The following is a 25,699-nucleotide window of genomic DNA, read 5'->3' on the forward strand; positions in this document are numbered from 1 at the left end:
GACTCAGCGGGAGACCTGACTCAGCAGCCGCATCGCCACCGGGCTCACGACCGGCCGGGTGAGCCGATGGAGCACGACGCGCCGCGCGAACCGGGCGCGATCGCGTCGGGTGAACTCCAGGCCGAGCTTCTCGCGGACGACCTCGGGCAGCATCGCTGCGGTGATCAGCCGCTGCTCCTCCATGACGCGGGCTCCGGCGAACCGCCACACCGCGTCCGGCACACCCGGCGGTTGTGCACGGGCGGGATCGTCGAATGCAGCGACCGCCCAGCGTGCCGCCTCCGTGGCCTCGAGCGCCTCGCGGCACATGTGGTCCCAGTAGGCCTCGAACTCGTCGAGCGTGTCCGGCATCGGGCGCTCGCTGATCCCGTAGAGCCGGTACCAGGTCTTGCCTGCCTCCCAGATCTCCTCACGCTCGTCGCGGGTGAGCCGGTGGTGGTAGAGATCCATCCACGTCATGTCGGCCATCACGAAGGTCGCGTGCGCCCAGAACCAGACCTCTGGATCGAGCGCGTGGTAGCGGTTGCCGTGCTCGTCGACGCCCTTGATGTCGAGGTGGAAGTCCCGCACCCGGGCCGCAGCCGCCGGTGCACGTTCTCCGCCGATCTTCGACTCGATGATCGGTGGCAGCGACCGGAGGATCCGCGCATAGGGCTCGTCGAAGAACTTCGAGTGCTGGACGACGCCCGCACCGATCGCCGGGTGCATCAACTGCAGGATGCCGGTGCCGGAGCCGACCAGCAGGCCCCTCCAGTCGCCGTAATAACGGTGGAGGATCGAGCCGGCCGGCACCGGTTGCGGAGTGTCCGTGGTCATCGTCCAATCATGACCCGGTCGAGGTACGCCGACCCACGGGTCTGCCGGATGATCATCGTGTGCCTGCCCGGGGCAAGTGACACGGTGACAGTCCGCCAGCGAGGCGCCTTGGAGCGACCCTTGAAGGGGAGCGTCCTGACCACCTTCCCGTCGATGAGGAGCTTGGCTGTGCCGCCCTTCTTCGCCGTCCCGAGCACGAGGCGCAGTTGCTGTCCGACGAACGCGTAGCTCGCCGTGGGCCGCCGCCGCGCGGTCGCCCGCGCGGAGCAGTAGCGGCGCAGGTGTGCTGTGCGACTGGACCGGCCGGTCCAGTGGCCCGTGAGCCGGATCGCGGCGCCGGCGCGGCAGACCGCCTCCACCGAGCGGAAGGTCAGCGGCGTGCCATTCGTGACGGTGCCGCCTGTGCCGCCCGTGCCGCCATCGCCGCCGGGACTGGTCGGATCAGCGGGGTCGCGGACCGCCCGGTGGCTGGGAAACTGCACGAGCTGCTGGAAGGTGGGGCGGTTCTGCCAGGTGGTGAGGGCGTGGGTGACACCGCCGAGGGGGTTCTGCTGGATCGCCCCGGCACACCACTGGTCACCCGCGGAGCAGACGGTGTCGGCGGGGTAGGTGTCGGCGTACGTCGCCGCGGTGGCCTGGCTGAGGCTCTGCAGCAGCGCGGCCCGACAGGCGCTCAGGCTGCCGTTGCCGCAGAAGGTCGTGCCCAGGCCGCCCTGGACCGGGTCACCGAGGACGGTGCGCAGGTCCTTGTCGACGTACGACCACCAGCCGTGCTCATAGGCGGCACCCTGATGCTTGACCCCGGAGTGCGCGGCAGCCGGTGACTCGTCGACGGTCTGGACGTCCGCAAGCGCGTCGTACAGCTGCGTGCCCATCGTCGGGCCGAACTCGGCCTGGGTGAGCAGCGGCCACCACGCGTCCATCGTCTTGATCGTGTCGGCGAAGCTGAGCTTCTTGCTGCCGGCTGTCGTCTCGGTGCGCTTCGCGCCCGCGGCGAGCCACGACTTGAGTGCGCTCACCGTCGCCTTCTGGGTGGGATCGGTGACGGGAGCGGAGTCGATCACCCGCAGGATCGTCGGCAGCACGTCCTCACCCTTGAGGTCCGTGACGGCCGCGTCCTCCATCGCGCCCGCCAGCGAGGCGCGCGTGATCTTCAGCCCGCTGCCGATCAGCGCTCTCACGCGGTCGTCGAGGAGGTCGCCGCGGTAGACGCTGCCCATGCCGAAGAAGCTCTGGGTGTAGCCGTCGGCGATCCGGTTGTTCCACGAGATCATGTAATCCTGGTCGATGACCTGGGGGTGTGCGGCGACGCCGATGTCGGTGGCCGTGTTCGTCGCCGGAGCCCAGTTGCGCCACTCGTAGGCGGCGGTGCCCCAGACCGGCAGGTTCGGGTCGACGTTCGTTGCGCGCTGTGGGTCGAGGCCGGAGTTGAAGTATGCCGTGTGCTCATCGTCGATGTAGAACCAGTTGAACGTGTAGCCGATGTGGGACGCCGCCTCCTGGAAGCCCTTCGGCCCCTTCACGAGATCCGGGTCGTTGAGCATCTGGAAGCCCAGGAGGGTGTCGGCGTCGTGCAGGTAGGTGGAGCGCAGCGTCGTGTAGGCGACGGGCTTCCCGCCGATGGTGGCGCGATGGCCGACCATGCCGTACTTCGTGCGGTAAGCCCTGAGTGTGTAGGACCCCGCCGGCGTGCTGTCGGCGATCGTCGGACTCCATGCCTCGGTCGAGGAGAGCACGTCCATCGGCGTGCAGACGCCGTGGAAGACGTACGCCGACGAGTCGAGCGTCGCAGGGCTGCCGTCGGTGTTGCACAGCGGCACCGCGAACGTGTCGATGATGTTCTGGTTCGCCGAGGTCGCGCTCCAGGAGTAGTCCTGTCCGCGCCCGAGCAGCACGTACATGCTCAACCCGGCGAAGGCGGCGCCCTGTGCCTGGATGCCGGGGCCGTGGATGTCCTCCAGCAGGAGCAGTTGTGGGGCGAAGTAGCCGGTCTGCGGGCCGAAGACCGCGATCGGGTGGCCGTCGTCGGTGTGCCTCCCGCTCACGACGAGGGCATTCGACATGCTGTGCTTGGTGTCGAGCAGCCCGCCGGGGAGCACACCCTCGTTGGACATGCCGGTCAGCTTCGACAGGCCCGGGATCGTGGCGGCCGAGGCGCTGGATCGGGCGGAGCGTGCCGCCGCGGCGTCCTCGGCGGTGTCGGCCGCGGAGCCCGTGGCGTCGTAGACGACGGGCTGGGCTACGACCGAGCCGGCGTCCGGCAGGGCGGGGCCCACGGGGTCGGCCGGGCTGGCGGCGTACGGGAAGGTCCTGCCGTGCACGGTGAGGGTGGCCTCGGGGTCGTCCTCTTCGCGGAGGCCCGCCCAGACCTTGTCGCCGGTGGTGGTGCCGAACTGCTGCTCCGCGGCCAGCTTGACCAGCGCGGCCTGGAGCTGGTTGCCGCCCCCGGTGCCGAAGAGGGCCGCGATGATGCCCGAGATCGCGACCAGGTCGGTGGGTTTGAACGGCTGGATGCCGTTTCCCGTGACGTCGGCGTTGCCGGTGAGGACGTACTCGCCGGGGAAGCTCAGGCTGGCCTTGGAGTCGGTGATGTACTGGTTGATCCCGGCGACGTAGCTGGTCACGTCGGCCACTGCCAGGGCGCCGCGCGGACCGCTGTGGGCGAGGCTGTCGACCTCGGCCTGGCGGTCGGCCTCGGTGTAGGCGCCGAGCTGGTAGAACTGCGACTCCAGGTTGCGGTTGGAGGCCGCGCCGCCCGCGAAGCTGGTGAGCTCGCCCCGGCCGAGATGGCGCAGCACGTCCATCAGCCACAGTCGCTCCTGGCCGGCGACGTAGCCGGCGCCGAACTCGGTGCCCTCGCGCGTCGTGCCGTAGATGTGGGGCGTGCCGGTCTTCTTGTCGTAGACGACCGTCACGTCGCTGCGACCACCCGGCCTCTGGGTGCTCTCGATGTTGTCCGGACTGAGCACGAAGGAGGCGTCGTTGAAGTAGTCCGACAGCTGGTCGTCGGTGAGCCCGGTGTAGGCGGAGGCGAGGCCGGCGTACTTCTGCAGGGCGTCGTCGGCGTGCGCAGGCTGGGTGCCGAGCAACTGGTTGGCGAGGATCTCCGCGACGGTCGCGGTGCCGTCATTGCCGGGCGGCAGGATCGAGCTGCACTGGCCGAGGCAGTAGTCGCCGGCGTCGGCGTACGTCTGCGGGTACGGGGCGTCGGCGGCTCGGGCCGTTCCGACGGGCAGCGCGGCGAGGAGCGGCACCGTCAGCAGGCCTGCCGCCAGAGCGGCCAGGCACCTCATCGGCCGCCTCCGACCGGCATGTGCTCGTCGTACCAGGCCGCTGCGTCGCGGATGGCGGTGTCCACATCGCCGGGGTCGTAACCCAGCTCCCGCTGGGCCTTGGACCAGTCCGAGGCCTGCGGGACGCAGAGGTACTTCGCCATGCCGGGGTCCATCTCCGGGGGCTTGCCGCTGAGCCCCGACGCGAACTGGGCCACGGTGCCGTACCCCCGCAGGACGGCCGACGGGACGCGCCGCGGCTTCGTCTCGCTACCGACCAGCTCGGCGATCCGGGTGAAGACGTCGTGATAGGCGCGGTTGTGCCCGGTCAGGTTGTAACCCTCGCCGGTGCGGCCCTTCTCGACTGCCGCGACCATGCCGGCGGAGACGGCGCGCACGTCGCAGAACGAGGCGGTGCCGGGAGGGGAGAACGTCGTCCTCCCGGCTTGGAGGTCGCGGATGATCCGGCCGAGCTGGAGGGTGTGGTCGTACGGCCCGATCATGAAGCCGGGGTAGACCACGACCACGTCCAGTCCCGAGGCGACGCGGTCGAGCACCGCGGCCTCTCCCGCAGCCTTGGTGTCGGCGTAGTCATAGCCGATGTTGAAGAGGCTGGTGTCGCCGGCGCGCTCGGGCAGGGGGGAGCCGTCGCGGTTGTACCCGTGCACGTCGACGGTGCTGGTGTGCACGAAGCGCTGTACGTCGGCACGGAGCGCCGCGTCGGCGAGCAGTGCCGCGGCGTCGACGTTCACCCGTCTGCGCCGCGGCGCGAGCCTCGCCCAGGTCGACGTGTCGCCGGCGACGTGGAAGACCCAGTCGACGCCCTTGACCAGCCCGGGGAGCTGTGCCGGGTCGAGCAGGTCGGCGAGACGGACCTCGAGGGGGAGGTCGTCGAGGAAGCGGGTGGTCGAGCCAGGGGCCCCGGTGGCGACCACCTCGTGGTCGCCGTCGAGGAGGCTCCGGACGAGGTTGCTCCCGACGAAGCCGGTGGCTCCGGTGACCAGGCAGCGCATCAGTGCACCCCTTCCAGCGTGGTTTCGGGTCGGCGGCTCGCAGGCGTCGAGACCGGCCGGAGGTCGTCGTAGAACGAGTGGTCGGGGTCGGGCCAACCGAAGCGGTCGCGGAGCTCGGCCAGGTAGGCCTGGTAGGTGTGTGACTCCACGTAGTTCGCGTGCCGGGGGCTGTCGATGTAGGCGATCCCTCCCCGCAGGTCGGGGAAGTCGGTCGCCTTGAGTGCGAGGAGTTCGTCACGGTGGAGGCCCGTCTCGCGGGCACGGATATCCATCACGATCAGCTGAGCCATCTCGTCGAAGCGCCGATAGGCGGCGTCGGCGAACTCGATGAAACCAAGGACGTACAGGCTGTCGTGCTGGCGGTTGAAGACGTTGAGGTAGAGCTGCGGGTGGCCGGCCTTCCAGGTGAAGAGGTCCTTGTCGAGGAAGGGCAGCTGGTACTCGTACCCCGTGCAGGTGAGCACCAGGTCGAGCTCCTCCTCGGTGCCGTCCTTGAACCTCACCCCGGTCTCGGTGAAGTGGTTGATGTCGGGTTTGGCGGTGAGGTCGCCGTGGGCGAGGTGGTGGAGCACCTGGGTGTTCATGATCGGGTGGCTCGACAGGGCATCGTGGTCCGGCGCCGGCAGGCCCAGCCGGGTGAGGTCACCGACGAGGGAGTCGATCAGCTCGTTCACGTTGGACGAGAGCGCCAGTCCCTTCGGCGGCTCGAGGTAGCCGTTGATGACCGCATCGGTCGGGATACCGCCGATGTGCTTCGGCACGTAGCGGTAGCCCCGGCGCACCGAGAAGAACGCGGCGTCGGCGTGGCGGGCGGCGTCGCTGGCGATGTCGACACCCGAATTGCCGGCGCCGACGATGAGCACGCGCTTGCCGAGGAACTCCTGGCCGGAGCGGAACGTGACCGAGTGGCGGATCTCGCCGCGGTAGCGCTCCATGCCGGGAAAGCTCGGGGCGTTCGGGTGCCAGGTCACACCCGGCGCGGCGATGAGACCGTCGTACTCCCGCACCTCACCGGTCGAGAGCGTGACGCGCCACCGGTCGCCCGGCAGCTCCTCCGCGTGGACCACCTCGGTGTTGAAGGTGACCCGGTCGTAGAGGCCCCAGTCGCGGCCGAACTTCCGGATGTAGTCGCGGATCTGCTTCCAGGTCGGGTAGTCGGGGAAGGTCGACGGCATCGGCTCGCCGTAGAAGCCGCTCGTGTAGCGCGAGCTGATGAAGTGGGCCGACTCGTACATCGGGGTCCCGGGGTTCTCCATGTCCCAGATGCCGCCGAAGTCGCCGTGGCGCTCGAACCAGTCGAACGGGACGCCCTCCTTGATCAGGGCACGGGCCATGATCATCGAACTGGGGCCGCCTCCCACGATGACGTACGTCCGGGTGTATTCGACCTTGGGCAGTGCGACGGCGGCGTCGGTGCGCTTGCGCAGGTGGCTGACGGCGAAGGACGCGTAGACCGCCGGCCGGTTCTTCCGGAGCCACAGGGCCAGGGCGATGCCGGCGGCGCCCACTGCGATCAGCAGCACGGGGATCAGGTTGACCGCGGTGTCGTCCGAGCCGGTCAGCAGTGCGTAGTTGGTGACCGCCAGGACGATGCCGGTGGCAAGGCCGACGAAGCCGAGTACAGGAGCCACCAGGCCGGAGAACCAGTGCCGGTCGCTGCGACGCCAGAAGAAGACGATCGTCGCGAGCGCTGTGATCGCCTGCATCGAGACGACGCCGAGGGTGCCGAGGCCGATCAGGCCGGCGCCGATCACCAGATAGGGGTCCGCCCCGGCAAGGCTGAGCCCGCCGATCACGACGATCGTCAGCACCGAGACGGCGATGCTGGCGAGATGTGGCGAGAGGTGGCGCGGGTGGTAGGTCCCCAGTGCCCGCGGCATGAAGCCTTCGCGGCCGAGGGCGAAGACGTAGCGGGCGCCGGCGTTGTGCAGTGCGAGGTACGACGCCAGGAGGCTGGTGCACAGCAGGACCGCCGTGGCGTCGTAGAGCGCGGTGCCGCCGTACTGCTGGGCGAGGGTGAAGACGAAGTTGCCCACCTCGGTGCGGGCCATCGCGGGGGCGTCGGTCCCGCCGGCTCCGCCGATCAGGATCAGCGAGGTGAGGACGTAGAAGCCGGCGATGATGCTGACCGACGTGAAGACGGCCTTGGGGATGCTGCGCTCGGGGTTCTTGGTCTCCTCGCCGTACATCGCGGCCGACTCGAAGCCGACGAAGCTGGTGAAGGTGAAGATCGCGGCGATGCCGAGTGAGCCGCCGAAGATCTCGTGTGGGGTGAAGGCCTGCAAGGGGAACGCGGCTCCGCCCTGCTTCCCGACGATGAGCAGGTCGAGTGCGATCAGGACGGCGAACTCCAGGACCATCAGGTAACCGAGGATCTTGGCTGAGAGGTCGACGTTCCGATAGCCGAGGAAGGCCACGAAGGCGATGGCGAAGGCGGTGCACAGCCACCAGGGCGCGTTGACGCCGGAGTCCGCGAGGACCAGGTGCGTGAAGTAGCCGAACGACGCAGGAAGACCGATCGCGGTGGCGGCGTACCCGACTGTCGCCATGTACGCGGCCGCTGCGCCGAGCGGCTTGCCCAGTCCTCGTGCCACGAGTAGGTAGAGGGCGCCTTCGTTGGTGACGCGCTTCGTCATCGCGGCGTAGGCCGCCGAGAAGCAGAGCAGCGTGAGGCCGGTCAGCACGTAGGCCGACGGCATCGCGATGCCGTCGCCACGGATGAGGGCGAGGGGGACGGTGCCGATCAGCGCCGCCATGGGAGCGGCCGCGGCGATGACGAGGAACACCACCCTGCTCGTGGTCAACATGCGCTTGTCGGTGGGACCGTGCTCGGTGGTGGACATCTCACTACCTCCATGAACAACCGTGGAACCGGGGGCGGACATCGCCGTTGATGCGCTGCGTTGATGCGGGACGTTAGTCTGGTCATGCGTACTGGTCAAGCGACCAAGGCAAGTGAACTGGACACTCTGACAGGATGTGGACGTGGCAGAGATGCAGATCCGTCGGCGCGACGAGGACGGTCGGCGGGACGCGCTCGTCGCCGCCGCGGGGCGGGTGATCGCCCGCGACGGTGTCGGCGCCGCGACGACTCGCAAGATCGCTGCGGAGGCCGGGCTGCCGCTCGGGATGGTCCACTACTGGTTCGGCGGCAAGGACGACCTGCTCGCTGCGGTGGTCGAGAAGGCCGTCGCCGACCTCGAGGCGGCGAGTCACGAGACGCCGTTCTTCCGTGGGACGGGCGACCTCGACCTGCGCGATGCCTTCCGCGCTGCGTGGGAGTTCATCGTCAACGACGAGCCCGGTCGCCAGCTCTCCCTCTACGAGCTCACCATCGTGGCCCTGCGGACGCAGGGCATGGAGAAGCTCGCGGCCAAGCAGTACGCGTCCTATCGCGGAGTCGCCACCGCCACCGCGCAACCCTGGTTCGAGGCGTACGGCGGCGAGCTGCCGGGCGGGCTCGAGGCGCTGGCCCGCCTCATCGCCGTCACGATCGACGGCGCGGCACTGGCCTGGCTCGCCGACCCCGAGGGCACGCGGCCCCACGAGATCTTCGAGCTGTTGAGCTTCCTGCTGGACCGCGCACGCACATGAGCCGCGTGCGTCGGGGTACGCCGACGGCATGAGCGAGCAACAGCAACCACCACAGCAGCAGGAGCCGCCGGGCAGCAGCGCAGCGATGGAGCCGCGTCCCGACTGCGGCGAGGAGAGCTATGTCGGGCACGGCCGGCTCGAGGGGAAGGTCGCGGTCATCACGGGCGGCGACTCGGGCATCGGCCGTGCCGTCGCGATCGCCTTCGCCCGTGAGGGTGCCGACGTCGTGATCTCCTACCTGGACGAGCACGAGGATGCGCAGGACACGGCGTCGTACGTCGAGAAGGCGGGCCGGCGCGCGGTCCTCGTGCCGGGCGACCTGTCCCAGCCGCAGCAGTGCCGCGACGTGATCGACAAGGCCTTCGAGGAGTTCGGCAGGCTCGACGTCCTGGTGTCGAACGCGGCCTTCCAGATGACGCACGAGTCGCTGGAGGACGTGCCGGACGAGGAGTGGGACTTCACCGTTGCCACGAACATCTCGGCGATGTTCCACCTCGTGAAGCGGGCGCTGCCGCACCTGAAGAGCGGAGCGTCGATCATCGCCACGACGTCGATCAACTCCGACTCACCCAAGGCCGAGCTGGCGCCGTACGCCATGACGAAGGGGGCGATCGCCAACTTCGCCGCGAGCTTGGCGCAGATGCTGGGGGAGCGCGGCATCCGGGTCAACAGCGTCGCGCCGGGGCCGATCTGGACGCCGCTGATCCCGTCGACGATGCCGGAGGAGAAGGTCGCGCAGTTCGGCGGCGACACCCCACTCGGGCGGGCCGGGCAGCCGGCGGAGCTGGCACCCGTCTATGTCCTGCTGGCCTCGGACGAGGGCAGCTACATCTCGGGCTCACGGATCCCGGTGACGGGCGGGCGGCCGATCCTCTGATCGGCCGCCCCGCCCGCATATCCGGGAACGTCAGGGCGTGAAGACGACCTTGACCATGCCGTCGGCCTTCTCGCGGAAGTCGCTGTAGGCCTTCGGGGCGTCCTCGAGTGAGAGGTGGTGCGTCGCGAACGACTCCACGCCGAGGACGTCCTCGTCCTGCATCAGCAGGCCGAGGATCTCCGGGCTCCAGTGGCGGACGTTGGCCTGGCCCATCCGGATCTGCACCTGCTTGTCGAAGAGCTGCATCATCGGGAACGGGTCCTTGGCGCCGCCGTAGACGCCGGAGATCGAGACCGTGCCGCCACGACGCACCGCGTCGAAGGCGCCCGTCAGCGCCGCGAGCCGGTCGACGCCGGCCTTGAGCATGAACGGACGTGCGATCGCGTCCGGCAGCAGCCCCGCCGCCTTCTGTGCGGTCTCGGCGATGGGGGAGCCGTGCGCCTCCATGCCGACCGCGTCGACGACCGCGTCGGCTCCGCGCCCGTCGGTCAGCGAGCGGACCTGCTCCGTGAGATCGCCGCCGTCGCTGACGTTGATCGTCGTCGCGCCGCGTGCCTCGACCCGGGCGAGCCGCTCGGGCAGGAGGTCGGCCACGATGACCCGCACGCCGCGGTGCAGGGCGATGCGGGCGGTCATGTCGCCGATGGGCCCGGCGCCGATGACCAGCAGCGTGTCGTCGGGGCCGACGCCGGCGTACTCCACCGCCTGCCAGGCGGTCGGGAGGACGTCGGAGAGGAAGAGGAAGCGGTCGTCGGGCGGGCCCTCCGGCACGAGGATCGGGCCGTAGTTGCCGAACGGCACATGCAGGTACTCGGCCTGACCGCCCGGGACCTGACCGTAGAGCTTGCTGTAGCCCAGCAGGCTCGCGCCGGTGCCATGCTCGCGGTTCTGCGTCGTCTCGCACTGGCTCTGCAGCCCGCGGCTGCACATCCAGCAGTGCCCGCAGCTGACGTTGAACGGGACGACGACGCGGTCGCCCGGCTTGAGCCCGGCGACCTCCGGGCCGACCTCCTCGACGATGCCCATCGGCTCGTGGCCGACGACGTCGCCGGGCGTCATGAACGGCCCGAGCGGGTCGAAGAGGTGCAGGTCGGAGCCGCAGAGGCCGGTGCTCGTCACCCGGATGATCAGGTCATCCGGCTCCTTGATGACGGGGTCGGGGACGTCCTCGACGGTCATCTTCCGATTGCCCTGCCAGGTCACGGCGCGCATTGCTGTCTCCTCCGGTTGATGGTGTGCGGTGTGGTTACCCGTGTGGAGGTGGGTCACACGGGTAACCACCGGCCATGAGCCCCAGCGCGCGCGTCACCACCGTCGTCGCCACCCGCAACCGCGCAGCCGACCTCGCGTGGTCGCTGCCGCTCCAGCAGGAGCCGGTGATCGTGGTGGACAACGGCTCCGACGACGAGACGGTGGCGTTGGTGCAGGAGCGGTTCCCGACGTACGACGTCATCGCGCTGTCCGAGAACCAGGGGGCCGTCGCCCGCAACGTCGGGGTGTCCGCGGCGACCACGCCGTACGTCGCCTTCTCCGACGACGACTCGTGGTGGGACGACGGGGCGCTCGAGCGTGCCGCCGAGCTCTTCGACGCCCATCCGGACCTGGCCCTCATCCAGGCACGGATCCTGGTCGGGCCCGACGAGCGCACCGACCCGGTCTGCGAGCAGATGGCTCACGCCCAGCTGGGGAACGTCGATGACACCACCTGGCCGGCCATCCTGGGCTTCATCGCGTGCGGTTCGATCGTCCGGCGGGAGGCCTTCCTCGCCGTCGGCGGCTTCGATCCGGTCGTGCACTTCCCCGGCGAGGAGGAGCGGGTCGCGCTCGACCTGGCCGCCGCCGGCTGGCGGATGGCGTACGTCGACGACGTGGTCTGCCACCACCACCCCTCGACGGTGCGCCCACCGTCGGCGCACCGCCTCGCACTCGAGTCGCGCAACCGTGTGCTCACCGCGGTGATGCGTCGCCCGTGGTCCGTGGTGGCGGCGACGATCGGGCACGCGATGACCGAGACCCCGGCGGCCCGCCGGGGTGTCCTGGACGCGGTGCCGCGGCTCCCCGCTGCGCTGGGCCAGCGGCGACGGCTGCCGGTCGCGCTCGAGCGCGCCCGCCGCGAGCTCGACGCGGCGGCGTGAGGAGCGGCCATGCGTGACCACACCCTTCGACTCCTGCGCGACCCCTACGGCTTCATCCTGACCGAGCTGCGGCGCTCCGGCGGCGGCGATGTGGCGCGGACCGGGCTGCTGGGGCAGCCGGCGGTCTGTCTGAGCGGTCCCGAGGCGGCCGACTGGTTCTACGGCCCCCAGCTCCACCGGGCCGGCGCGGCGCCGCTGCCGGTACAGCTGACCCTCTTCGGCCGCGGCGGCGTCCAGTCGCTTGACGGTCGGGCGCACCACCATCGCAAGCAGCTCTTCGCCCCGCTGCACGACGAGCAGGAGGTGACCCGGCTGGCAGCCGAGGTCGCCGCGGAGCTGCATGCGGCCGCTGCCTCGTGGGCCGGCCGGGAGGTGTCGCTCTACCGGGCGGTGCAGCCGCCGCTCTTCAGGGCGGTCTGCCGCTGGGCGGGCGTCCCCCTGGGGCCGGGGGAGGCCGAGCGCCGGACGCCGTCCGTCGTCTCGCTCTTCGACGATGCCGCCGGCCCCGGGCCCCGCCACGTGCGCGCCCTCCTGAACCGGGTCCGATGTGACCGGTGGGCCACGCGGGTGATCCGCGACCTGCGTCGTCGACCGACGCCGCTGCGACCGACGCTGGCCGAGAGGGTCGCACGGCACCGCGACGAGGCGGGCGTGCTCCTGCCGGTGCACACGGCCGCGGTCGAGCTGCTCAACATCCTGCGACCCACGGTCGCCGTCTCGGTCTTCATCGCCAAGCTCGGCCAGACGCTTGCGGAGCGTCCGGGCGTCGCGGAGCGCCTGGCCGCGGCGGACACCGACGAGCGGATGCGCTTCATCGAGGAGGTACGCCGACTCCACCCCTTCTTCCCGGCCGTCGTGGCGCGGACGAGTGAGGAGACGACGTACGGCGGCTGCCCGATGCGGCGCGGCACCCGGGTGCTGCTCAACCTGGTCGGCAGCGGGATTCCCCAGGGCGGAGGCGACGTCTGGCAGGGCCATCGGTGCCCAGGCGAGCCGATCACGAGGGCAGTGATGGCGGTGGCGCTGGACCTCCTGCTGACGCTGGACCACGACGTGCTCAGCCCTCCCCGGGTCGATGCGCACCGCGCGCCGGCAATTCCTGTCGACGGTTTTCGTATCCGAGTGCATCAGGTAAAGGACCACGGGTACGGCCGCTGAGGACAGCACGACGCCGTCGTACTCGATGAGGAGCCTTCCATGCCCGATGACCTGACCATCCCCGGTGCTCCTGCGGCCGTTCCCCCGACGCTCGAGGAGCCGACGGAGCCGCACGACCCGAACCCGCCCAAGCCGGACCAGCAGGCGCCCCAGGTGCGCACCGCGACCGGCACCGATCTCGACGCCGAGAGGGCGCGCGCCCAGCAGGGCGCCTATCTGACCACGTCGGTGGGAGCGCGACTGCGCGAGACCGACCATTCACTCAAGGCCGGCGACCGCGGTCCGACCCTGCTGCAGGACCACCACCTGCGCGAGAAGATCACCCACTTCGACCACGAGCGCATCCCCGAGCGCGTCGTACACGCCCGCGGTTACGCCGCGCACGGCGTCTTCGAGGCCTACGGCACGGCCGACAGCGTGACGTCGGCGGCCTTCCTGGCCAAGGGCGTCGAGACGCCGGTCTTCGTCCGCTTCTCCACGGTGCTCGGCTCGCGCGGCTCGATGGACACCGCCCGTGACACCCGCGGCTTCGCCACGAAGTTCTACACCGCCGAGGGCAACTTCGACCTCGTCGGCAACAACATCCCGGTCTTCTTCATCCAGGACGGCATCAAGTTCCCCGACGTGATCCACGCCGGCAAGCCGCACCCCGACCGCGAGATCCCGCAGGCGCAGTCGGCGCACGACACGTTCTGGGACTTCGTCTCGCTCCACACCGAGGCACAGCACCACACCATCTGGAACATGTCCGACCGTGGCATCCCGCGCTCCTACCGCCACATGCAGGGCTTCGGTGTGCACACCTTCCGGCTGGTCAACGCCGAGGGGGAGACGAGCCTCGCGAAGTTCCACTGGCGGCCCAAGCTCGGCACGCATTCGCTGCTGTGGGAGGAGGCGCAGCTGCTGGGTGGCTTCGACCCCGACTTCCACCGTCGCGATCTGGCCGATTCGATCGAGTCCGGTGCCTTCCCGGAGTGGGAGTTCTCGGTGCAGGTCTTCCCCGACACCCCGGAGCAGACCTTCGAGGGGATCGACCTCCTCGATCCCACCAAGATCGTTCCCGAGGAGCGGGCACCGCTCCAGCCGATCGGCCGGATGCGCCTGACCGCGAACCCGACCAACTACTTCGCCGAGACCGAGCAGGTCGCCTTCCACGTCGGCAACCTCGTGTCCGGGATCGACGTCACCGACGACCCGCTCCTGCAGACCCGGCTCTTCTCCTACCTCGACACGCAGCTGTCGCGGTTGGGTGGGCCCAACTTCAACCAGATCCCGATCAACCGTCCGCACGCCCCGGTCAACGACATGCTCCGCGACGGCTTCCACCAACACGCCGTGCAGGAGGGTGTGGCGCCGTACCGGCCCAACTCGCTCGACGGCGGCTGCCCCTTCCTCGCCGGTGACCCGGAGGGAGCCTTCACGGACCTGCCGGTCGTGCTTCCCTCGGCGCCGAAGACGAGGGCACAGGCGGCCTCGTTCGACGACCACTTCACCCAGCCGCGACTCTTCTTCCGGAGCCTCACACCGCCCGAGCAGCAGCACATCATCGACGCCTACGCGTTCGAGCTCGGCAAGGTCTACGAGCAGGCAATCAAGGAGAGGCAGCTCCAGTGCCTCGCCGAGATCGACACGACGCTGTGTGCCGGGGTGGCCGCCCAGCTCGGGCTGCCCGCACCCGCCCCGACGCTCGAGGTCGGTGACGTGGAGGCGAGCCCCGCGCTGGCACAGATCGGCGAGGAGTGGCCCGCGGACGGTCGCATGATCGGCATCCTGGTCGACGCGGACACGACCGGCCTGGACGAACTCCGGACCGCGATCGACGCCGCCGGCATGGTGCCGCTCCTCATCGGACCGACCGGCGGGATGCTGCCTGACGGGACGCCGCTCCAGCGGTCGCTCGCCACGGCCCGTTCGGTGGAGTACGACGCCCTCCTGGTCGCTGCCGCCCCGCCGCTCGGCGACGGCGGGGTCGACCCGCGTGCGGTGCGGCTGATCGACGAGGCCGCACGGCACCTCAAGGCCATCGCCGCCTGGGGCACCGGCGTCACGGCCGTCGAGGCGTCGGGGCATGCCGACGAGGTGGGCATCATCAGTGCGGACAGTGGTGCCGCGGCCCTCGAGGCGCTGACACCTCTGCTCGCCAAGCACCGCGTGTGGGACCGCGCCCTCCCGGCCTGAGCCCCTACGGCAGGATGGCGCCGTGAGCCATCATGAGGAGGCCGGGGAGGTCCGGGCCGTCATCGAGCGGCTCGGCCTCCCCGGCCTCATCGACGTCCACACGCACTTCATGCCCGACAATGTGCTGGCGAAGGTGTGGGACTACTTCGACGCGGTCGGGCCGATGACGGGCATGGAGTGGCCGATCACCTACCGGTTCGCCGAGGAGCAGCGGATCGGACTGCTGCGTGACTTCGGCGTCCTGCGGTTCACGTCGATGATCTACGCCCACCGCCCGGACATGGCCGCCTGGCTCAACGCCTGGGCTCGTGACTTCGCCGCCCGTACACCGGAGGTCCTGCAGACCGCGACCTTCTATCCCGAGCCCTCCGTCGAGCAGTACGTCGACCTCGCACTCGGCTCGGGGACGCGGATCTTCAAGATCCACATCCAGGTCGGCGACTTCGCGCCCGACGATCCCGCGCTCGACGCGACCTGGGGCATGGTCTCCGACGCGCAGGTGCCGGTGCTGATCCACTGCGGCTCAGGTCCCGCGCCGGGTCGCTTCACCGGCCCGGACCGGATGCGCACGCTGATGCGTCGCCATCCTCGGCTGCGGCTGGTCATCGCGCACATGGGACTGCCGGAGTACGCGGACTTCCTCGACCTCGCCGACCGCTACGAGGGCGTGCATCTCGACACGACCATGGTCTTCACCGACTTCACCGAGGCGCTCGCCCCGTTTCCTCCGGAGCTTCGCCCGCGGCTGGACGAGCTGGGGGAGCGGATCCTCTTCGGCAGCGACTTCCCGAACATTCCCTATCCCTACCTCCATGCGGTCGAGGCGGTGGAGCGGCTCGAGCTCGGCGACGCCTGGCTGCGCGGCGTCCTGCACGACAACGCGGCCCGACTCTTCGCCTGACGCCTTGGGAGCGCGGTCAGCTGCAGCGGCGGGCCGAGACGTACGCGAAGGCTCCCTCGGTCACCCCGTAGGCGAGGAAGCCGGCGGCACTGAGCCAGTCGGTGACCTCGAGCAGCGTGGCCGAGGGGCCGATGAGTCCCGCAGCGCGGCCGGCCGCGATGACCGGGCGGTAGCGCGTGCCCGCGTCGGCGCGCAGCCACGTGAGCTCGATCCGGTCGTCGGTGACGCGGGCGATCTCGCGGATCGCCGCGTGCGGGTCGGGAAAGCAGTGCAGTCCGGTGAGACTCACCGTCACATCGACGGAGCGGTCCGCCAACGGGAGCGAGGCGACGTCGGCCTCGAGGGTCTCGATCGGGACGCCGAGCCGTGCGGCCGCCTCCCGGGTGCGGACGAGCATCGCGGGGGAGATGTCGCAGGCGAGATAGCGCACGCGCGTCTGCCGGTTGATCCCGGCGAGCGCGATCCCGGCGCCGCAGGGCACGTCGAGGACGGTGCCGCCTCGCGGCGTATAGGCGAGGGAGTCGATCGCGTCGTAGAGGCCCTGGAACGTGGTGCCGAAGCCGATGACGCCGGCGGCACGCGCGAGCGACCGGCGGGCCATGCCGAAGGAGTAGAGGTGCGCCCACGGGTGGTCCAGCCGCCAGGTGTCGCTCACGTTCCGTGCCACGACGCACACTCTCTCAGGTGGCTCAGGCCAGGTGCATCAGCTTGAGGCCAGCCCCAGCTCCGCCGTGCTCACCTCGCGCATCTCGACCTTCCGGATCTTGCCGGTCACGGTCATCGGGAACTCGTCGACGATCCTGACGTAGCGCGGGATCTTGTAGCGGGCCAGCCGGCCGTCGGCGTACTCACGGACGGTGTCGGGCGTCAGCGGAGGACGGCCCGGACGCATCCTGATCCAGGCGCAGATCTCCTGCCGTAGCGCTCGTCGGGAACGCCGATCACCTGCACGTCCTCGATGTCGGGGTGGGTGTAGAGGAACTCCTCGACCTCCCGCGGGTAGATGTTCTCACCGCCGCGGATCACGAGGTCCTTGATCCGGCCGACGATGCTGACGTAGCCGTCCTCGCGCATCACGGCGAGGTCGCCGGTGTGCATCCAGCCGTCGGCGTCGATCGCCTCCGCGGTCTTCTCCGGGTCGTCCCAGTAGCCGAGCATCACCGAGTAGCCGCGGGTGCAGAACTCGCCGGTCTCGCCCCGCTCCAGCGTCTCCCCAGTGGGCGAGACGATCTTGATCTCGACGTGGGGAGCGGCGCGGCCGATGGTGGTCGTACGCCGGTCCAGGTCATCGTCCGTGCGGGTCTGGCAGGAGACCGGCGAGGTCTCGGTCATGCCGTAGGCGATCGAGACCTCGTCCATGTGCATCTCGTTGACGCAGCGCTTCATCACCTCGACCGGGCAGATCGAGCCGGCCATGATGCCGGTCCGCAGCGTGGACAGGTCATAGCTGTCGAAGTCGGGGAGCGCCTGCTCGGCGATGAACATCGTGGGGACGCCGTACAGCGCCGTCGCCTTCTCCGCGGCGACCGTCCGCAGTGCCGTGGCCGGGTCGAACGCCGGGCCCGGGATGATCATCGTGGCGCCGTGCGTGATGCAGCCGAGGTTCGCCATGACCATGCCGAAGCAGTGGTAGAAGGGCACGGGGATCACGAGCCGGTCGGCCTCGGTGAGATTGATCGTCTCGGTCGTGAAGAAGCCGTTGTTGAGGATGTTGCGGTGGCTGAGGGTCGCACCCTTGGGGAAGCCGGTCGTCCCGGAGGTGTATTGGATGTTGATCGCGTCGTCCGGTTCGAGGTGGGACATCCGCTCCTCGAGGGCGTGCTGCGGCATCTCCTCGCCCTCGCTCATGAGGTGTGTCCAGTCCTCGGTGTCGAGGTAGGCGACGGTCGTGAGCGCCGTGCTGGTCGGGCGGATCTCGTCGATCATCGCCCTGTAGTCGCTGCCCTTGAACCCGCTCGCGGCGAGCAGCATCCGCATGCCCGACTGGTTGACGACGTACGCGAGCTCGTGGGTGCGGTACGACGGGTTGACGTTGACCAGGACGGCGCCGATCTTGGCCGTCGCGAACTGGACGACCGTCCACTCCGCGCAGTTCGGCGCCCAGATGCCGACGCGGTCGCCGCGCCCTATGCCCTCGGCAAGGAGCCCGCGCGCGAGGTGGTCGACGTCGGCGTTGAGCTCGGACCAGGTCCAACGCCTGCCGCTCTCGACCTCGACGAGTGCCTCCCGCTCCGGATACCTCGCGACGGTGCGTTCGAAGCTCGCCCCGATCGTCTCCTCCAGCAGTGGCGTGGACGTCTCTCCCGCGGCGTACGACTCCATGTGAGCAGGGTCACATGTTGCGTCGGCGGGATCAAGGACGTGAAGCTGTCGCCATGGCGGACGCGACTCTGCAGCACCGGGCGGTCCGGATGGTCGGCCGTGATCCGGGGGAGCCCCATCGCTCGGCGACGCCGCTGGAGCTGCTCTTCGACCTCACCTTCGTGGTCGCGTTCGGGACGGCGGCCGATGCGTTGGCCCACGGCCTGGCCGAGCGCCACACGGGTGTCGCGATCGGCGGCTTCTGCTTCGCGACCTTCGGCGTCGCATGGGCATGGATCAACTTCACCTGGTTCGCCTCGGCGTACGACACCGACGACTGGATCTATCGCCTCACCACCATGCTCCAGATGGCCGGTGTGCTCCTCTTCGCGCTGGGGCTCCCGGCGATGTTCGCCTCATTGACCGAGCATGCGGCGACGCTCAACAACGACGTCATGGTGATCGGGTACGTCGTCATGCGGGTCGCCATGGTCCTGCAGTGGCTCCGCGCCACCCGCCACGATCCTTCGCGGCGCGGAGCGCACGGGTGCTACATCGTGTCGATCGTCGTGGCGCAGGTGCTCTGGTGCCTGCTGGCGTTCGCGAACCTCAGCATCCCGCTCACCTTCGCACTGATGGTCGTGCCGATGGTGATCGAGCTCGGCGGCCCGGCGGTGGCCGAGCGCCGCTTCGACGGGACGCCGTGGCATCCGCACCACATCGCCGAGCGTTACGGGCTGATGGTGATCATCGCGCTCGGCGAGGGACTGATCGGCACGATGGCCAGCCTCGTCGCGCTCTCGGGCGACGGCCTCACGTTCGATGTCGGCCTGCTCGCCTTCGTCGGCACGGCGTTGATCTTCGGGCTGTGGTGGACCTACTACGCCATCCCGCACGGGGAGATCCTCGCTGCCTGGCGCGAGCGCTCCTTCGGTTGGGGGTACGGGCACATCCTGATCTTCGGGTCGATCGTCGCGATGGGTGCGGGGCTGCACGTGGCGGCGTACTTCCTCGAGCACGAGAGCGCGACCTCGCTGACGACGACCGTCGCCGCGGTCGCCGTGCCGACGGCGATCTACCTGCTCTTCCTCTACGTGCTCTACGCCGTCTTCACCCGGACGATCGACCCCTTCCACCTGATCCTCATCGGCGGCTCGGCCGTCACCATCGTTCTCTCCCTCGTGCTCGCGGCCTCGGGCATCGAGCTGGCATGGTCGCTCGCCGTCCTGGCGGTGACGCCGTGGATCACCGTGCTCGGCTACGAGACCGTCGGCTACCGGCACAACGCCGAGGTGCTCGAGGGGTCGGCGTAGTCTGCGTCGCCGTGGCGAAGAAGCAGGCGTCGAAGCAACCCGGGGGTACTCCGGCGACGGTGGCCCTGACCGCCGCGGGAATCGCGTTCGGCATGCATCCCTACGAGCACGACCCCCGCTCGACCTCCTACGGCCTCGAGGCCGCCACCGCACTGGGCGTGCCGCCCGAGCGGGTCTTCAAGACGTTGATGGCGTCCGTCGACGGACGGCTCTGCGTGGGCATCGTGCCGGTCTCCGGCCAGCTCGACCTCAAGGCACTGGCGCGAGCCCTCGGGGGATCGAAGGCTGTGATGGCGGAGGTCGCGGCTGCCGAGCGCGCGACCGGTTATGTCGCCGGTGGCATCTCGCCGGTCGGGCAGAAGCGTGCCCACCCGACGGTGCTCGACGAGTCGGCGCTGGAGTTCGACACGATCTTCGTGAGCGGCGGCAGGCGCGGGCTCGACCTCGAGCTCGCGCCTGCCGACCTGATGGCGGTGACGGGTGCGGTCAGTGCCCGTGTGGGTCGAGCCGGTTGAGGGTGGCCACGACCTGGTCGTAGTCGCCGCGGGCCTCGCCGTAGCGCAGGAACTTCACGTTCTCGACCTGGACCTCCGTGGCGCCCGGCTGGGCCTCGAGGAGTCCCATCACCTCGCTCACGAAGTCCTCGAGCGGCATCGCGAAGTCGCTCGTCTCCTGGCCGGGCATCAACTGAGTGCGCACGGCCGGGGGCTCGAGCTCGACGACCTCGACGCTCGTGCCGGCCAGCTGGAGGCGGATCGACTCGCTGAGCATGTGAATCGCGGCCTTGGTCGCGTTGTAGCTCGGCGTGACCTTGAGCGGCGTGAAGGCCAGGCCTGAGGAGACCGTCATGATCGTCGCCGCCGGACGGGTCTGCAGGTGCTCGATGAAGGCGCCGATGAGCCGGATCGGGCCCAGCAGGTTGGTGGTGACGATGGCCTCGGCGCTCTCGACGAATCCGGACGGCGTCGTCCAGTCCTCGGCCCGCATGATGCCGGCCATCGTGATGAGGACGTTGACCTCGGGGTGGTCGGCGATCACTGCGGCTGACGCCCTCTCGATGGAGGCAGCGTCAGCGGTGTCGATCGAGACGGTATCGAGGCCGTGGTCCGTCCTGATCTGCTCGAGCAACTCTGTGCGACGGCCGCCGACGATGACGGTGTTGCCGCGCTCCTTCAACGCGATCGCGAGGGCGAGGCCGATGCCGCTGGTCGCGCCGGGGATGAAGATGGTGTTGCCACTGATGTTCATGCCCCCACCCTTCCCGGTGGGTGGTGAGCAGCCCGCTAGACGAGCGGCTCACTCGTCGAGAAGTGGACCGGCGCCGCGTTGGCGACGGTGGGCCAGAGCTCGCCGAGGATCTCGACCGCTCGGGCCAAGGTCTCGGGCGCCGCTGTGAGCGGCAACCGCAGCCGGCGCTCGTAGGCGCCGTCGATCCCGAAGCGCGGACCCGCGGTGACGTGGAGACCGTGGGCCCTCGCGGCCAGGGTCAGCTGCGAGCTCACCGGCGACGGGAGCTGGAGCCAGGCAGCCAGGCCGCCGCGGAGGTGCGCGGGCATCTGCCAGTCGGGCAGGTGCGTGGCCAACGCCGTCGCCAGGGCGGTGCGTCGCTCGCCGAGCTGGCCACGGCGCTCTTCGACGATCTCGGGTGTCCGACCGAGGAGCTCGGCGACGACAAGCTGCTCCCAGATGGCGGTGCCGAGATCGTGCGCCGGACGGTGTGCGATCAGGCGGCCGATGATCTCGGCCGACGCCCGGATCCATCCGATCCGCAGCCCTCCCCACAGCAGCTTGCTCGCCGAGCCGATCTGGACGACCCGGGCACCGTGCTCTCCGGCGAGGGCGGCCAGTGGTCCGTGGTGCTCGGCCCGGTCGATGTCGAGCTCCGCGGTCGTCTCGTCGGCGATGAGGAGTGTGTCGACCTTCGCGGCGGCGTGGAGCAGCTCGTGCCGGTCGTCCTCGCTCATGCAGCGGCCGGTGGGGTTGTGGAAGTCGGGCATCGTGTAGGCGACCACCGGCGTCGTGCGCGCGATCGTCGTGGTGAGGGCAGGGACATCCCAGCCGGACTCCGGTGTCACCGGCGAAGTGACGATCCGGCCGCCGGCCGAGGCGAGGGCGTCGTACGCATGGGGGTAGCTGGGGCTCTCCGCGAAGACCCGGTCGCCCCTCGCGACGAGGGTGCGGGCGAGGAGCGCGATGGCTCCCTGGGCGCCGTTGGTCACGAGGATCTGGTCGGCCTCGGTGGGCAGGCCGCGAGCGGTGTAGCGGGCAGCGATCGCCTCGCGCAGGACGGGCAGGCCGACGAGTTGGTAGCCGGGGGAGACGTAGTAGGCGGTGAGCTCCTCGGTCGCCCGCCGTGCCGCCTCGGGAAGGAGGTCGGTGGCGGGCAGTGAGGCCATGGTCAGGTCGATCACCTCGCCCCGTGCCATGCCTGAGGTCGGCGTGACGAGCGGCAGGGTCGTGGTGGTGCCGGAGCCCTGCACCGCCCGGGCATATCCGGTGTCCCGGAGCTGGCGGTAGGCGGCGGTGATCGTGGTGCGGGAGAGGTTGAGCCGCTCGGAGAGCTCGCGCTCGGAGGGCAGGCGTACGTCGGCCGAGATCCGTCCGTCGATGAGCAGCAGACGGATGCGCTCGGCCAGGGCCTCATAGGCATGAAGGCCGCTGCCCCCGCGGCGCCAGTCGCCGAGGAGGTCACCGAGCGTGCTCGCCGCCAGTCGTCCACGGATCATGAGGCCACTTTACCCCGATTGGCCTCTTGCTGCACAAGTGGCCTTGGGATTGGCTTGGTCCCGTGACCACCGACATGCACATGACGCGCCGGATGGCGTGGCTCCTGGCCGGACTTGTCCTCTACGGCCTCTCGATCTCGATGATCGTGCGAGCCCACATCGGCCTCGACCCCTGGTCGGTCCTCGCCCAGGGGATCGCGCGGACGACGGGGATGTCGTTCGGCGTCGTGACGGACCTGGTCGGCGTCTGCGTGCTGCTGCTCTGGTGGCCGCTGAGCCAGCGTCCCGGCCTCGGCACGGTGCTCAACGTGCTGCTGGTCGGCCCGGCTGCTGACCTCGGTCTGTGGTTGATCCCGGCGCCGTCGGCGGTGGCCGCGCGGCTGCTGCTCTTCGTCGCCGGGGTCGGCCTGCTGTCGGTGGCCACGGGCCTCTATCTCGCACCGCGTCTGGGCCCCGGCCCGCGCGACGGGTTGATGACCGGCCTGCACTCGCGCTTCGGCTGGCGCCTCGGCTGGGCCAGGACGTGCGTCGAGGTCTCGGTGCTGATCGCAGGCTTCCTGCTCGGTGGCCAGGTGGGCTTCGGCACGGCGCTGGAGGCGTTGATGATCGGGCCACTGGTCCATCGCACGGTGCCGTGGTTCCGCGACCGCTTCGTCTCGTCGTACGGCGTCGGCCCGGTCCTCGTCGGGAGCGGGTCATGATGGCGTCCTGGACCTGCGCCCGACTCGATCGGCCGGTCCTCGTGAGCGCTCACGACCTGCGTGACGTCACCAACCTCGAGCCCGGTGTGATCCTGGTGCGCTGGCGCTGCTCGTGCGGCGCGGAACACCGGACCCTGACCGGATCGCAGGTCGCTCAGCTGAGCGCGAGCTCCATGAAGACGCTGTTGGGGTCCTCGACGTAGTCGTCGAACGGCCCGCGGACGACGAAGCCGGCGCGCTCATAGAGCCGGCGGGCCGGGGCGAAGAACTCCTGGCTCCCCGTCTCCAGCAGTACGGCGATAGCGCCGGCGCCACGCGCCTCGCCGAGGAGATGCGCGAGCATCGCGGCACCGACTCCCTGGCCGCGTGCGTCCCGCGCCGTGCGCATCGACTTGAGCTCGACGCGGTCGCCGGAGAGCGTCTTGAGCGCACCGGTCGCCCGTAGCTCGTCTTCGTCCCAGGCCGACCAGAAGGCGATGCCGGCAGCCCGCAGGGACTCGAGATCGAGGGCGTGCACCGACTCGGCGGGCGAGGTGGCGTGCATGTCCTCGAGGTGCTCCTCGAGCATCCGGATCACAGCCGGATGGGTCAGGTCGTCGAGTTCGAAGCGCAGCACGATCACGAAGGCTAGGGCGTTGTCCCACTAGGACGTGTTCTAGTCTGCCCCGCATGGAACTCACTGGATCCTCTGCCATCGTCACCGGGGGTGCCTCCGGCATCGGTGCCGCCGTCGCCCGCCAGCTCGCCGCCCGCGGGGCCAAGGTCGTCGTCGCCGACCTGCAGGCCGACAAGGGCGAGGCGCTCGCCTCCGAGATCGGCGGCGTCTTCGCCCAGGTCGATGTCACCGACTCAGGCGCGATCGCGGACGCCGTACGGGTGGCCTCCGAGATCGCGCCGCTGCGCGCGGTGGTGAACTCGGCCGGCATCGGCTGGGCGCAGCGCACCATCGGCCGTGACGGCAGCCTGGAGTCTGCCCACTCGCTCGAGGCCTTCACCAAGGTGATCGCGATCAACCTGATCGGCACCTTCGACATGGTGCGGCAGGCCGCGACGGTGATGTCGACCAACGAGCCCGACGCCGATGGCTGCCGGGGCGCGATCGTCAACCTCGCCTCGGTCGCGGCCTTTGACGGCCAGATCGGCCAGGCCTCCTACTCCGCCTCGAAGGGCGGCGTCGTCGGCATGACGCTCCCGGTCGCACGCGACCTCTCCGCCGCGGGGATCCGGCTCAACACCGTGGCGCCCGGCCTGATCGACACCCCCATCTACGGCGAGGGCGAGGCGGCCGAGGCGTTCAAGGCCAACCTCGGCCAGAACGTCCTCTTCCCCAAGCGTCTCGGCACCGGCGAGGAGCTGGCGTCGATGGTGCTCGAGTGCCTCACCAACTCGTACATGAACGCCGAGGTCATCCGCGTCGACGGCGGCATCCGCATGCCTCCGAAGTGACTCAGGCGACCTCGATCGTCAGGGCGCTGATCAGGGCGTCCGTCACGGTGAAGCGGTAGGCGAGGTCGACGGGGCTGCCGGGGAAGTTGCCCTCGAGGTGGTGGATCGCGGTCCACTGACTCTCGCCGACCCTCTCGACGCTCGTGAGGGTGCTGGTGTACTCGAACTCGGAGGCCGCCCTGGCCAGCCAGCCCCTCACCTCGTCGGCACCCCGGTAGATCCTGCCGTCATCGACGACCACGACGTCGTCGGTGAGGAAGCTGATCGCGCCGTCGGCGTCGTGAATGTCGTGTGCGGCGAGGTAGCCCTCGATGACGGGAGGCAGTTCAGTGCTCATGCCCGACACGGTGGACCCTCCCGCAGGGAGAGGGTCAAGACTGTTCACATGGGTCTCACCATCGGCGAGTTCGCGGCGCTCACCCACCTCAGCGTCCGAACCCTGCGTCGCTACCACGAGACCGGCCTGCTCGAGCCTGTCGCGGTCGACCCGTCGTCCGGCTATCGCCTGTACGACGCCACGCAGATCCCGGCAGCGCAGGTGATCCACCGGCTGCGCGAGCTCGACCTTCCCCTGGCGGAGGTGAAGGCTGTGTTGGCGACCTCTGATCCGTCGCGGCGCGCCTCGCTCGTCGCGGCGCACCTCGACCGGCTCGAGTCGCAGTTGGACCGCACTCGTCAGGCCGTTGTCTCGCTGCAGCGTCTCCTGTCGCCGGAGGCGGCACCGCTCGACGTCGTGCTGCGCGCGGACCCGCCGCTCGAGGTCGCCGCCGTGCGTGGCGAGGTGACGCTGGACGAGTCCGGACGCTGGTACGACGACGCGATGGCCGAACTCGATGCCGCCGTACCGTCCGCGGAGCGTTCGGGTCCGGCCGGCGGTCACTATGCGAACGAACTGTTCAGCGAGGGCCGTGGCGAGATGCTCGTGTTCCACCCCCTCGGACCAGCTGTCGCGGCTCGAGGCGGCGGACGGGTCGAGGTCGTCGTACTGCCTCCGGCGGAGCTCGCGGTCACCGTGCACTCCGGCAACCACGACGACATCGGGGTCACCTACGGCCAGCTCGGCGAGTGGGTCACCACCCACGCGCTCACCGTGGCCGGCCCGGTGCACGAGCGCTATCTCGTCGGTCCACGCGACGGCGCACCCGAGGCCGAGTGGCTGACGGAGATCGGCTGGCCGATCTTCCGTCTCTCAGCGTCGCCCGACGACTAGGTAGAGCAACCCGAAGGCGGCGACCACGGCGACGTTGCAACCGAGCCGGGCGCCGAAT

The 25,699-nt window shown here is 69.9% G+C and carries 23 protein-coding genes; 11 read left to right on the plus strand and 12 right to left on the minus strand.

What is annotated here, in order from left to right; all coding sequences use genetic code 11:
• Nucleotides 1-3 precede the first annotated feature (3 nt).
• The 4 genes from LH076_RS05600 to LH076_RS05615 are packed head-to-tail and all read right to left on the minus strand — an operon-like array spanning nucleotide 4 to nucleotide 7,944.
• Entirely contained in the window at nucleotides 4-816 is an 813-nt protein-coding gene (locus LH076_RS05600; protein WP_227783009.1) for an oxygenase MpaB family protein, read from the minus strand.
• Nucleotides 813-4,109, minus strand: a complete 3,297-nt coding sequence (locus LH076_RS05605; protein WP_227783010.1) for a penicillin acylase family protein — start codon at nucleotides 4,107-4,109, stop codon at nucleotides 813-815. Before LH076_RS05605 ends, LH076_RS05600 begins: the two co-directional genes overlap by 4 nt.
• The gene (locus tag LH076_RS05610; RefSeq protein ID WP_227783011.1) at nucleotides 4,106-5,101 is read right to left on the minus strand and encodes an NAD-dependent epimerase/dehydratase family protein; all 996 of its coding nucleotides are present in this window, start codon (nucleotides 5,099-5,101) and stop codon (nucleotides 4,106-4,108) included. Before LH076_RS05610 ends, LH076_RS05605 begins: the two co-directional genes overlap by 4 nt.
• The gene (locus tag LH076_RS05615) at nucleotides 5,101-7,944 is read right to left on the minus strand and encodes an amino acid permease (protein ID WP_227783012.1); all 2,844 of its coding nucleotides are present in this window, start codon (nucleotides 7,942-7,944) and stop codon (nucleotides 5,101-5,103) included. Before LH076_RS05615 ends, LH076_RS05610 begins: the two co-directional genes overlap by 1 nt.
• 151 nt (nucleotides 7,945-8,095) lie before the next feature.
• Between LH076_RS05615 and LH076_RS05620 the strand changes: the two genes are divergently transcribed.
• Both LH076_RS05620 and LH076_RS05625 read left to right on the plus strand, forming a co-directional pair.
• On the plus strand, nucleotides 8,096-8,695 hold the full coding sequence (locus LH076_RS05620) for a TetR/AcrR family transcriptional regulator (protein WP_227783583.1): 600 nt from the start codon (nucleotides 8,096-8,098) through the stop codon (nucleotides 8,693-8,695).
• Between the two features lie 28 nt (nucleotides 8,696-8,723).
• Entirely contained in the window at nucleotides 8,724-9,572 is an 849-nt protein-coding gene (locus LH076_RS05625; RefSeq protein WP_227783013.1) for an SDR family oxidoreductase, read from the plus strand.
• A gap of 30 nt (nucleotides 9,573-9,602) precedes the next feature.
• Here LH076_RS05625 and LH076_RS05630 read toward each other — a convergent pair whose 3' ends face one another.
• Nucleotides 9,603-10,784 (minus strand): alcohol dehydrogenase catalytic domain-containing protein, encoded by a 1,182-nt coding sequence (locus LH076_RS05630; protein ID WP_227783014.1) that lies wholly within the window; start codon nucleotides 10,782-10,784, stop codon nucleotides 9,603-9,605.
• Nucleotides 10,785-10,858: 74 nt separating this feature from the next.
• Between LH076_RS05630 and LH076_RS05635 the strand changes: the two genes are divergently transcribed.
• The 4 genes from LH076_RS05635 to LH076_RS05650 are packed head-to-tail and all read left to right on the plus strand — an operon-like array spanning nucleotide 10,859 to nucleotide 15,944.
• The gene (locus LH076_RS05635; RefSeq protein ID WP_227783015.1) at nucleotides 10,859-11,707 is read left to right on the plus strand and encodes a glycosyltransferase family 2 protein; all 849 of its coding nucleotides are present in this window, start codon (nucleotides 10,859-10,861) and stop codon (nucleotides 11,705-11,707) included.
• A gap of 9 nt (nucleotides 11,708-11,716) precedes the next feature.
• Entirely contained in the window at nucleotides 11,717-12,865 is a 1,149-nt protein-coding gene (locus LH076_RS05640; protein WP_227783016.1) for a hypothetical protein, read from the plus strand.
• 39 nt (nucleotides 12,866-12,904) lie between these two features.
• Nucleotides 12,905-15,043 carry a catalase gene (locus LH076_RS05645; protein ID WP_227783017.1) on the plus strand — a complete coding sequence of 713 codons (2,139 nt, stop codon included), beginning with the start codon at nucleotides 12,905-12,907 and terminating at the stop codon, nucleotides 15,041-15,043.
• Between the two features lie 22 nt (nucleotides 15,044-15,065).
• Nucleotides 15,066-15,944, plus strand: coding sequence for an amidohydrolase family protein (locus tag LH076_RS05650; RefSeq protein ID WP_227783018.1), 879 nt, complete (start codon nucleotides 15,066-15,068; stop codon nucleotides 15,942-15,944).
• A gap of 16 nt (nucleotides 15,945-15,960) precedes the next feature.
• Here the strand turns inward: LH076_RS05650 and LH076_RS05655 are convergent, their stop codons facing one another.
• From LH076_RS05655 to LH076_RS05660, 3 genes are read right to left on the minus strand one after another with little or no spacing between them, the layout of a single operon-like run.
• Nucleotides 15,961-16,611 carry a class I SAM-dependent methyltransferase gene (locus tag LH076_RS05655; protein ID WP_227783019.1) on the minus strand — a complete coding sequence of 217 codons (651 nt, stop codon included), beginning with the start codon at nucleotides 16,609-16,611 and terminating at the stop codon, nucleotides 15,961-15,963.
• Between the two features lie 36 nt (nucleotides 16,612-16,647).
• Nucleotides 16,648-16,836, minus strand: coding sequence for an AMP-binding enzyme (locus LH076_RS16970; protein ID WP_321573731.1), 189 nt, complete (start codon nucleotides 16,834-16,836; stop codon nucleotides 16,648-16,650).
• Complete coding sequence (locus LH076_RS05660; RefSeq protein WP_321573732.1) at nucleotides 16,812-18,266, minus strand: AMP-binding protein; 1,455 nt, start codon at nucleotides 18,264-18,266, stop codon at nucleotides 16,812-16,814. Before LH076_RS05660 ends, LH076_RS16970 begins: the two co-directional genes overlap by 25 nt.
• Before the next feature lie 53 nt (nucleotides 18,267-18,319).
• Here LH076_RS05660 and LH076_RS05665 point away from each other — a divergent pair, with 53 nt between their 5' ends.
• Nucleotides 18,320-19,558 (plus strand): low temperature requirement protein A, encoded by a 1,239-nt coding sequence (locus LH076_RS05665; RefSeq protein WP_227783020.1) that lies wholly within the window; start codon nucleotides 18,320-18,322, stop codon nucleotides 19,556-19,558.
• Nucleotides 19,559-19,569: 11 nt separating this feature from the next.
• Nucleotides 19,570-20,073 (plus strand): Cys-tRNA(Pro) deacylase, encoded by a 504-nt coding sequence (gene ybaK / locus LH076_RS05670; RefSeq protein ID WP_227783021.1) that lies wholly within the window; start codon nucleotides 19,570-19,572, stop codon nucleotides 20,071-20,073.
• Here the strand turns inward: ybaK and LH076_RS05675 are convergent.
• Nucleotides 20,045-20,806, minus strand: coding sequence for an SDR family oxidoreductase (locus LH076_RS05675; protein WP_227783022.1), 762 nt, complete (start codon nucleotides 20,804-20,806; stop codon nucleotides 20,045-20,047). The genes ybaK and LH076_RS05675 overlap by 29 nt on opposite strands.
• A gap of 35 nt (nucleotides 20,807-20,841) precedes the next feature.
• Nucleotides 20,842-22,284 (minus strand): PLP-dependent aminotransferase family protein, encoded by a 1,443-nt coding sequence (locus LH076_RS05680; protein ID WP_227783023.1) that lies wholly within the window; start codon nucleotides 22,282-22,284, stop codon nucleotides 20,842-20,844.
• 62 nt (nucleotides 22,285-22,346) lie between these two features.
• Between LH076_RS05680 and LH076_RS05685 the strand changes: the two genes are divergently transcribed.
• Entirely contained in the window at nucleotides 22,347-22,985 is a 639-nt protein-coding gene (locus LH076_RS05685) for a YczE/YyaS/YitT family protein (protein WP_227783024.1), read from the plus strand.
• 154 nt (nucleotides 22,986-23,139) lie between these two features.
• On the opposite strand, the gene LH076_RS05690 is transcribed toward LH076_RS05685, so the two are convergent.
• The gene (locus tag LH076_RS05690) at nucleotides 23,140-23,601 is read right to left on the minus strand and encodes a GNAT family N-acetyltransferase (RefSeq protein WP_227783025.1); all 462 of its coding nucleotides are present in this window, start codon (nucleotides 23,599-23,601) and stop codon (nucleotides 23,140-23,142) included.
• A gap of 53 nt (nucleotides 23,602-23,654) precedes the next feature.
• Here LH076_RS05690 and LH076_RS05695 point away from each other — a divergent pair, with 53 nt between their 5' ends.
• Complete coding sequence (locus LH076_RS05695; protein ID WP_227783026.1) at nucleotides 23,655-24,431, plus strand: SDR family NAD(P)-dependent oxidoreductase; 777 nt, start codon at nucleotides 23,655-23,657, stop codon at nucleotides 24,429-24,431.
• Between the two features lies 1 nt (nucleotide 24,432).
• On the opposite strand, the gene LH076_RS05700 is transcribed toward LH076_RS05695, so the two are convergent.
• A complete protein-coding gene (locus LH076_RS05700) occupies nucleotides 24,433-24,768 on the minus strand; it encodes a nuclear transport factor 2 family protein (protein ID WP_227783027.1) in 336 nt (111 codons plus the stop codon).
• A 48-nt stretch (nucleotides 24,769-24,816) separates the two neighbouring features.
• Between LH076_RS05700 and LH076_RS05705 the strand changes: the two genes are divergently transcribed.
• Nucleotides 24,817-25,641, plus strand: coding sequence for a MerR family transcriptional regulator (locus tag LH076_RS05705; protein WP_227783028.1), 825 nt, complete (start codon nucleotides 24,817-24,819; stop codon nucleotides 25,639-25,641).
• Nucleotides 25,642-25,699 lie beyond the last annotated feature (58 nt).

It is taken from the genome of Nocardioides sp. Kera G14 (assembly GCF_020715565.1).
Taxonomy (GTDB): Bacteria; Actinomycetota; Actinomycetes; order Propionibacteriales; family Nocardioidaceae; genus Nocardioides.